Origin of the sequence: Bacillus cereus group sp. MYBK108-1 (assembly GCF_051917185.1) — a bacterium.
Classification (GTDB): domain Bacteria; phylum Bacillota; class Bacilli; order Bacillales; family Bacillaceae_G; genus Bacillus_A; species Bacillus_A cereus.
The window spans coordinates 156,968-164,991 of the sequence record NZ_JBQAHZ010000011.1 but is presented as its reverse complement, the minus strand read 5'-3'; the positions used below and the strand labels follow the sequence as shown (position 1 = coordinate 164,991).

Below are 8,024 nucleotides of genomic sequence, written 5' to 3'. Positions count from 1 at the left end.
TGGGTAATGAACTCTTGTCTTCAAACGAAAAACACCTCCATTAAATTTGCATACTTAGTATGCGAATTCAGGAGGTGTTTTTTTCATGTACCACTATTCGGGTTCACTTCAAAGTAAGGTGTTTTTTTATTAAATAAACAATCCAGCGATTGTCGCAGATAAAATAGAAGCAAGTGTTGATGCAAATAGCATTTTCCAACCAAATTTAGAAACAACGCTTCCTTGCTTTTCAGAAAGGGCACGGATTGTACCAACGATTGCACCAATTTGGCTAATACTTGCGAAGCTAATTAAGAATACTGTAACGATTCCAACTGTACGTGGAGCTAATGTTGTAGCTGTGTCTTTTAAATCAAGGATTGCTACAAACTCATTTAAAACAATCTTCGTACCCATAATACCACCAGCTGGGATAATATCTTGAGTTGGAATACCCATTAAGAATGCGAATGGAGAAAGTACGTAACCGAAGATTTGTTGTAAAGTAACAGCATGTCCCATTGCGCCTGAAGCTGCACTAATTACGTAGTTTACAACTTCCATCACACCGATAAAGGCGATCATTAATGCGGCAACGATACCAGCTACTTTTAAACCATCAAGCGCACCGTTAATCATTGCGCCGATAAAGCTGTCCCCGAATAGAGTTCTATCAAATTTCTGAATCACTTCATCTTCTTTCTTCGTATCAACTGGTGTTAATAACGAACAAACGATTAAGCTTGAGAATAAGTTTAGCGGAAGAGCTGCCAGTACGTATTTTGCATCTAACATCATTACGTATGATGCTGTAACAGAAGCAGAAACGGAGCTCATCGCAGAACAACAAATGATAAACATACGGTTTTTATTGAAATGCTGTAAATCGTTTTTAATAACGATTAACGCTTCACTTGAACCGAAGAATACAGAGTTTACTGCGTGGAATGACTCAACACGTGGTAAACCAGTAATTTTTGAAATAGCACCGCCGACAACGCGAACGATGAATGGTAAAACACCTAAATAACTAAAGATTGAAAGTAGTGCTGAGAAAAATACGATAATTAATAATACGTTTAAGAAAAAGACAAAATCTCTGTGAATTCCATTAAAGAGAAAATCGACACCTGTCGTACCAAGTTTAATTAGTTTGTTGAAAACTTTACTAATGAAAATAATGATTTGTTGACCAATCTTTGTAGCAAACATAAACCAACCGATTAAAATTTGGAAACCAATCATAATTGCAATTGCACGGAAGTTGATTTTACTTTTGTTGTTTGACAAAGCAAAACATAAACCTAACACGGCAATAATACCGATAATGCTCATTACATATTGCATGTAGTTGCCCCTTTCAGAAGTTCGTATAAAGTTTGTACATAAAACGCTCGTTATATTACTAAAAATAAAGGAATGAGGTTTTATGTCATACGTAAGATGTCTGACCTTTTAGAAAAATAAAAATAAAAAAAGACCCATATGGATTCACTTTCATCTATGAGAGAAAGCTAATCAATATGAGTCCTTTTTTGCGCATAGGCTAATATTCATTAGTTTTCCCCATAGTCCAGCAATTTAAGGTTGCCGGGTAGAAACTCTCGATCCATATTATCAAGTATATATGAGGTAACATCGTCCGTATTAAATTAGTAGTAGCGTAACATTAACAGAGAAGTATCGTCAATAGCTTTTTTTCTTCCAATAGAAAAAGACCATATAAGTATGATAAAATGTAACGCAGTGTTATGAAAAAGAGAGGTCGGAAAATGAGTACTAAAATGACGCCACCAGTTGAGAAAAACGAGTTTATAGATGTAGTATTTGAAGATTTAACACATGATGGTGCCGGTGTTGCGAAAGTAAAGGGCTATCCTATTTTCGTTAAAAACGGATTACCAGGTGAAGAAGCGCAAATTAAAATTATTAAAGTGAAGAAAAACTTCGCATTTGGTCGTTTAATGAAGCTTCATACAGAAAGTCCATATCGTAAAGATGCTGAATGCCCAGTATATAATCAGTGCGGCGGTTGTCAGCTTCAGCACTTAACTTATGAAGGACAATTACAAGCGAAAGAAAAACAAGTACGTGACGTTATGCAGCGTATCGGAGGACTAGCTGATGTTCCTGTTCATCCTGTACTTGGCATGAAGAATCCGTGGGTATACCGTAATAAAGCACAAGTACCAATCGGAGAACGTGAAGGCGGACTTGTAGCTGGTTTTTATCGCCAAGGAACGCATGACATCATTAATATGGAATCATGCTTAATTCAGGCAGAAGAAAACGATACATTAATCCAAGAAGTAAAACGTATTTGTGAAAAGCACGGTATCACTGCGTACAACGAAGAGCGTAACAAAGGAACACTTCGTCACGTAATGGCTCGTTACGGACAAGTAACAGGGGAAATTATGCTTGTCTTCATTACGCGTACAGCAGAATTGCCGAACAAAAAAGCAATTATTGAAGAAATTGCAGCGAAATTCCCAGAAGTAAAATCAATTGTTCAAAACGTAAATACGAAGCGTACGAATGTAATTTTCGGAGACAAAACGACAGTACTGTACGGATCAGAATACATTTATGACTTTATCGGTGACATTAAATTTGCGATTTCAGCACGTTCATTCTATCAAGTAAACCCAGAGCAAACGAAAGTGCTTTACGATAAAACGTTAGAATACGCAAAATTAAATGGTAACGAAACAGTAATCGATGCCTATTGCGGAATCGGATCAATCTCGTTATTCCTAGCGCAAAAAGCGAAAAAAGTGTACGGCGTTGAAATCGTCCCAGAAGCAATCGAAGACGCAAACCGAAACGCAGCACTAAACAACATGACAAACGCTGAATTTGGCGTAGGAGAAGCAGAAGTAGTCATTCCAAAATGGTACAAAGAAGGCGTAATCGCCGACACAATGGTCGTAGACCCACCGCGTAAAGGCTGTGACGAAGCATTACTAAACACAATCATCGACATGAAGCCAAACCGCGTCGTATACGTATCGTGTAACCCAGCAACATTAGCACGTGACTTAAAAGTACTAGAAGAAGGCGGATATAAAACGCAGGAAGTACAACCTGTTGATATGTTCCCGCATACGACGCATGTGGAGTGTGTGGCTTGGCTTAAGTTAGTATAATAGGAAAGCAGTTGTTATGGGGAAATCTATACCATCTGCTTTTTGGTTTACAAAAATACCATTCATAAGCGATTTTAGTTAAAATAAATATTGCTGATTTTCACAAATTATAAATTGAGATTTTGAAATTGTATTCATAGTGAGAGGATTTGAATTTAAAATGATAGATAATTTTTGGCGTGAATTACCACGACCATTTTTCGTACTTGCACCAATGGAAGATGTGACAGACGTTGTTTTCCGTCACGTAGTAAGTGAAGCTGGTCGTCCGGACGTATTCTTCACAGAGTTTACAAACTCGGATAGTTATTGCCATCCAGAAGGTATGAAAAGTGTACGTGGCCGTTTAATTTTTACAGAAGACGAGCAGCCGATGGTAGCACATATTTGGGGAGACAATCCCGAATACTTCCGTCAAATGAGTATCGGTATGGCAGAGTTAGGATTTAAAGGCATCGATATTAATATGGGTTGCCCTGTACCAAACGTAGCATCAAGAGGAAAAGGTAGTGGCCTTATTCTACGTCCAGACGTTGCGGCAGAACTTATCCAAGCAGCAAAAGCGGGCGGACTACCTGTCAGCGTAAAAACACGACTTGGCTTTAAAGAGTTAAGCGAGTGGGAAGATTGGTTAACGCACATTTTCAAACAAGATATTGCAAACCTTTCTATTCACTTACGTACAAGAGAAGAAATGAGCCAAGTAGATGCGCATTGGGAACTAATTCCGGAAATTAAAAAATTACGTGACCGTATCGCACCAAATACGTTAATAACAATCAATGGAGACATCCTTGATCGTAAAATGGGGCTGGAACTTGCTGAAAAATACGGCATTGATGGCGTAATGATCGGACGAGGCATCTTCAAAAATCCATTTGCTTTTGAAAAAGAGCCAAGAGAGCATAGCAGTAAAGAGCACCTAGATCTTTTAAGACTACAACTTGATCTTCAAGATCAATATGCAGAAGTACTGCCACGCTCAATCACAGGGCTTCACCGCTTCTTCAAAATTTATGTAAAAGGCTTCCCTGGAGCTGCTGAATTGAGAAATCAATTGATGAGTACGAAATCTACTGATGAGGTGCGTGCTTTGTTGGATAGGTTTGAGGATAGTGTTGGTGTGGCTCAGGATAGTGAGACGGTTTAACTTTTAAGCAGTTAAATCATTTCATATGTAGTGTATGACATGAGTGAGTTGAAAATAAGCGTAGAGCTGGAAAAGAACAGTGTATTTGAGAAATCAAAGCACTGTTTTTTTCTTTTAGTTAATGTTAAGAGAGAAATCTTTTTATAGGCATATAAAAAACATGTAAGAGCGCTGTAGATACAATGATAGAGAAAAGTTCGGGTAAGACTATAAAACATATCTTTAAAATGTTAAAGTATTAATTTAGCGGACAATAACTAAAAGGTTAGATTAAATATGATAATTTAAAGCAGGTTATAGCATAAACTTTAACCGCTGAATAAATAATCAACATTTCAGGAGGGAAACCCAATGGCAATGAGCAACAACGATATATTAAAAAGAGTAAGATACGCTTTAGATATAAAAGACATAGATATGGTAGAAATCTTTAAACTTGGCGGGATGGAAGTAACGAAAGAAGACGTAGTTGATATGCTTACAAAAATAAAGAGAGCTCCTCAGCATGAAGCTGAAAATGATGAGGTAGCTGAAGATGAGTACGTAAAAACATGCGATATGATGATGTTAGAGGCATTTTTAAATGGATTTATTACTTTAAAAAGAGGAAAGCAAGATCCGAAACCAGGGCAGCCTGCACCTGTACAGAGCAAGGAGAGTGCCAATAACCTTCTTCTAAAGAAAATGAAAATCGCACTATCTTTAACGAGTGAGGATGTACTTGATATATTAGATAGCGTAGGCGTTACGGTAACAAAAGGAGAGTTAGGCGCTCTATTAAGAAAGAAAGGCCATAAAAATTACAAAGAGTGTGGCGATAGATACGCAAGGAATTTCATTAAGGGATTAGGTGTAAAGTATAGAGGATAATGAGTTCGTTAAAGCAGTAAATGATATAATAGGTAGAGTAGGACGTTCGTATCCTACTCTTTTTTATTTGTAAAAATACTATGCTAGGTGATGAAATGGTACATACATATTTAGGTGAGACAATTAATTTTCATATAACTTATAAGAAGAAAAAGTCCGTGCGTCTTTTTGTGGATTCGTATGGAAATGTGGAAGTACAGGCTCCGAAAGGAACACCTGTTGAATACTTAGTCCAGTTGCTAGAGGAGAAGTGGGATTGGATTCAGACAACACGTAAGGAAATGGCGGAGCGAGCGCATGGACCACAGGAAAAGGATTATGATCAAGGAGAGGGCTTTTTGTATTTAGGGAATACGTATCCGATACAGATTTCCCAAGATGTAAGCATTGAGCAAGACAATGCGATTTTTGAAGGGGATAAGTTACATATTTATGTAAAAGAGCTAAAGGATGAGAAAATACAGCAAGCTTTAAAACGATTTTATTATAAGCAGTGTAAAACTTTAGTAGAGAAGAGTATTAAAGCGCATCAAAGTAATTTCAAAACAAAACCACGTTCTATTCGTATTACAGATAGTAGTCGTACTTGGGGTACTTGCGATTCGAATTTACAGCTAACATTCAATTGGAAGTTAGCAATGGCACCACAGCGAGTAATTGACTATGTAGTTGTTCATGAAATGTGTCATATGGTTCATTTAAATCATGATCGATCTTTTTGGCGTCTTGTCGGGAAGATAATGCCTGATTATAAAGAAATGGAGAATTGGTTAGCGTTATCTAGTTGGAAGATGACGGTTTAGGAAGGGATATCGATTTTTGTCTGTAAATCGATATTTCTTGTTGAATCGTTGATATATTGTGAGTTTTGATAGATATATTTTAAAAATCGTTGATATATTGTAAGTTATGATAGATATATTCGAAAAATCGTTGATATAATTTCATTTACCACAGGATTGTTCAACAAATCGAAAAGAGAAGAGGTCACAGCAGACATCTCCTCTTTTCGACCATATAGATTATCGCCCAAACTTCACAATGAAAGTATCTGCTGTTTTCTCCATCTCATACCCACGATACCCCTCCGAAAGCAAAGCCTGCTGTCCACTAGCATCACTCATTAGAATACTTTGAATATCCGTCCAATCGCTTTCTTTATCTCCGCGCAATTTCTTCACAAAAACATACCGCAGACTACCACCATACTTCTCCTTTAGCGCAGCAATCGCCATCCCTTGCGCAAACTTATCCTTCAAACTCGGGATGTTAAAAGGAGCAACGGTGCAGCATACATAATCATATTTGCTATCTTCTTTTTGCAATTCGTCCATGATGACGTTTGCTAATATTTTTTGCATACCATTTCCTCGGTAGTTCGGATGAACGTTTGAGATTTCTTGATAGATGACGCGGTGCAGTTCACTTTCTGATAGACCAATATCAAGCCCTAAATGTTCATCGTCGATAGGAGGGACGAGTAGAGCGCGAAATGCGATGAGTTCGTTTTCGATAAAAGCACCGATCATCATGCCGTTTCCTTCTAGAATGTATTGAAATTCTTCTTGTGAGAGTGGTTGTAAACGACTTTTATCTTCTAGTGCTTCAACTACGATGTTTTGTAGTGATAAAATTTGTTCGATGTGCTCTAGTGATAGTAATGTAACGTGAAATGATTCGTTATTTTGTTTTAATGTTCCTTCGTATAGAACCGTCATATGATAGTCCTCCTTTAGCGTACAACGTCTTGAAAGACGGTTAGTTCTTGTAGTGTATCTTCGTTTATTTCAATGCCGAGTCCAGGCTTTTCGTTTAAGCGAATGAATGGTACATCGTAATGTAAGTTTCCAATGTCTTTCGTGAATTTTAATGGTCCTGTTAGCTCTACGCTCGTAATAATTTTTTTTGAGAAAGCGACATGGAATCCTGCGGAAGAGGCAACAGATGATTCGACCATTGATCCCACTTGGCATTCAATGCCTGCCATTTCTGCTTGATGAGCGAGCTTTACAGCTGGATATATGCCGCCGCATTTCATTAGTTTTATATTTACTTTATCAGCAGCTTCTAATTTAATAATTTGGCGCATTTCACGAGAACTTTTTAAGCCTTCATCAATCATAAGCGGGAGGTCTGTCTTAGAACGGATATGAGCCATGGCATCAATATCGTCCGCGATAACAGGTTGTTCAATCCAGTCAATGTTTAAATGTCCTAATGAACGAAGTGCTGTTAATGTGTTTGCGCTATTTTTCCAGCCTTGATTTACATCAACGCGAATAGCGATGTCATTTCCTACACGTTCTCGTACAGCTTCAATACGTTTCACATCTTCTTTTACATTCGTACCAACTTTCATTTTGAAAGATTGGTAACCTTTTTGAATCATAGAAGCAGCTTCTTCAGCCATGTTTTCTGGATCGGCAATACTTAAAACGTGAGTGACAGGGAATTCTTCATGGTAGCGCCCGCCAATTAATTGATATACAGGTTGATTTAGTTTTTTGCCCATTATATCAAAACAAGCAATATCAATTGCGGCTTTCGCTGTTGGAACACCGTAAATTGTATTGTCCATCATGTCGTGTATTTTTTCGATATTCATTGGATTTTGCCCGATTAGAGCAGGGGTTAGCGTATGTTTTAAAGTATAGAAAGTACTTTCCCATGATTCACCTGTGACGTGATCATCAGCAACGCCTTCACCGTAACCGATAATACCTTCATCTGTTTCCATTTTGACGATAATAGAGGGCATATCAGAATAAGAGCCATAACTAATAACAAACGGATTGCGAAGCGGTAAACGAATTGCGTAAAGATGAATAGCTGTAATTTTCATTGAATAGAAACCCCTTCCTGTTTACAATAGTTTT

At 37.6% G+C, this 8,024-nt stretch carries 7 protein-coding genes and 1 riboswitch; of the genes, 4 read left to right on the top strand and 3 right to left on the bottom strand.

The genetic code is table 11. The features are described from left to right. Positions 1–129: 129 nt before the first annotated feature. Positions 130–1,326 (bottom strand): NupC/NupG family nucleoside CNT transporter, encoded by a 1,197-nt coding sequence (locus ACTFSL_RS17125; protein ID WP_001200484.1) that lies wholly within the window; start codon positions 1,324–1,326, stop codon positions 130–132. A gap of 202 nt (positions 1,327–1,528) precedes the next feature. Next, positions 1,529–1,630, bottom strand: a riboswitch (purine riboswitch). A 121-nt stretch (positions 1,631–1,751) separates the two neighbouring features. Here ACTFSL_RS17125 and rlmD point away from each other — a divergent pair. The 4 genes from rlmD to ACTFSL_RS17105 all read left to right on the top strand — a co-directional run bounded on the left by rlmD (position 1,752) and on the right by ACTFSL_RS17105 (position 5,951). Then, complete coding sequence (gene rlmD, locus ACTFSL_RS17120) at positions 1,752–3,128, top strand: 23S rRNA (uracil(1939)-C(5))-methyltransferase RlmD (protein WP_000105019.1); 1,377 nt, start codon at positions 1,752–1,754, stop codon at positions 3,126–3,128. 160 nt (positions 3,129–3,288) lie between these two features. After that, on the top strand, positions 3,289–4,278 hold the full coding sequence (locus tag ACTFSL_RS17115; protein WP_016083712.1) for a tRNA dihydrouridine synthase: 990 nt from the start codon (positions 3,289–3,291) through the stop codon (positions 4,276–4,278). Between the two features lie 351 nt (positions 4,279–4,629). Next, positions 4,630–5,148 carry a DUF1456 family protein gene (locus ACTFSL_RS17110; protein ID WP_001251702.1) on the top strand — a complete coding sequence of 173 codons (519 nt, stop codon included), beginning with the start codon at positions 4,630–4,632 and terminating at the stop codon, positions 5,146–5,148. A 95-nt stretch (positions 5,149–5,243) separates the two neighbouring features. Further along, complete coding sequence (locus ACTFSL_RS17105) at positions 5,244–5,951, top strand: SprT family zinc-dependent metalloprotease (RefSeq protein WP_326263701.1); 708 nt, start codon at positions 5,244–5,246, stop codon at positions 5,949–5,951. A 219-nt stretch (positions 5,952–6,170) separates the two neighbouring features. Here the strand turns inward: ACTFSL_RS17105 and ACTFSL_RS17100 are convergent, their stop codons facing one another. Continuing rightward, a complete protein-coding gene (locus ACTFSL_RS17100; protein ID WP_440042109.1) occupies positions 6,171–6,866 on the bottom strand; it encodes a GNAT family N-acetyltransferase in 696 nt (231 codons plus the stop codon). Positions 6,867–6,880: 14 nt separating this feature from the next. Further along, positions 6,881–7,990, bottom strand: coding sequence for a mandelate racemase/muconate lactonizing enzyme family protein (locus ACTFSL_RS17095; protein WP_000704497.1), 1,110 nt, complete (start codon positions 7,988–7,990; stop codon positions 6,881–6,883). Positions 7,991–8,024 lie beyond the last annotated feature (34 nt).

Coding starts and splice junctions, on each gene's coding strand:
- ACTFSL_RS17125 (WP_001200484.1), bottom strand. CDS start 1,326: ATGCAATATGTAATGAGCATTATCGGTATTATTGCCGTGTTAGGTTTA.
- rlmD (WP_000105019.1), top strand. CDS start 1,752: ATGAGTACTAAAATGACGCCACCAGTTGAGAAAAACGAGTTTATAGAT.
- ACTFSL_RS17115 (WP_016083712.1), top strand. CDS start 3,289: ATGATAGATAATTTTTGGCGTGAATTACCACGACCATTTTTCGTACTT.
- ACTFSL_RS17110 (WP_001251702.1), top strand. CDS start 4,630: ATGGCAATGAGCAACAACGATATATTAAAAAGAGTAAGATACGCTTTA.
- ACTFSL_RS17105 (WP_326263701.1), top strand. CDS start 5,244: ATGGTACATACATATTTAGGTGAGACAATTAATTTTCATATAACTTAT.
- ACTFSL_RS17100 (WP_440042109.1), bottom strand. CDS start 6,866: ATGACGGTTCTATACGAAGGAACATTAAAACAAAATAACGAATCATTT.
- ACTFSL_RS17095 (WP_000704497.1), bottom strand. CDS start 7,990: ATGAAAATTACAGCTATTCATCTTTACGCAATTCGTTTACCGCTTCGC.